1 protein-coding gene is annotated in these 694 nt (G+C 72.9%); it reads left to right on the top strand.

The window, feature by feature from the left end; translation table 11 throughout:
* Positions 1-437: 437 nt before the first annotated feature.
* The coding region (locus KUM32_RS36595) for an FAD-binding oxidoreductase (RefSeq protein WP_217146196.1) at positions 438-694 on the top strand (257 nt) is incomplete at its 3' end.

Genomic DNA, 694 nt, shown 5'->3' with positions numbered 1-694 from the left:
CCGTCTTGGTGTTCATGAGGTGACCTTCCTTGGTATGCGTTGGGCACTAGGCGCCGTGGAGGCGCCAGCACAGTCACTAACTGCGCTCCTCGCTGCCGGTTGTCGGCAAGGACGATCGTTCATCCCATCGCACCGTTTCTGACCGCCAAGTGGGTGCGGCAGCGTGACCTTTTCGCTCCTCCCGCGTATACGTGCGGGTCTGTGTCCTTTCCGTACGGACCACGCCCTGTGGGCCGCTTGCCCCGGTTGTCGATGGCTCGTACCCCTGGCCGCCCCGGCTCGGTCCGCCCCGGACGGGCGCCTGCGCCACCCGGCCCCGGCCTCGCCCGCGTGTCGTCACCCCGGGCCCTCGGCCGCCCGGCCGCTGGTGGGGCGGCCGGCGGCGCGGCCGGAGTGGGCACCTTCCGCCCCGGCGGCACCGGTGCCAGGCTGGACGTATGAACGCTCTCGTGGCGCGACTGCGCGCAGGACTGCCCGCCGAAGCGGTGCTCACCGACCCCGGCATCACCCGCTCGTACGCCAACGACATGGCGAGCTTCTGCGCGGCGGGCAGCCCCGCCGCCGTCGTCCTGCCGCGCACCGTCGAACAGGTCCAGCACGTCATGCGGACCGCGACCGCCCTGCGCGTCCCGGTCGTCCCCCAGGGCGCGCGCACGGGCCTGTCCGGCGCGGCCAACGCGTCCGACGGCAGCAT

The sequence above is a fragment of the Streptomyces sp. AC627_RSS907 genome, assembly GCF_019049165.1.
This window is presented reverse-complemented; position numbering and strand designations above follow the sequence as displayed.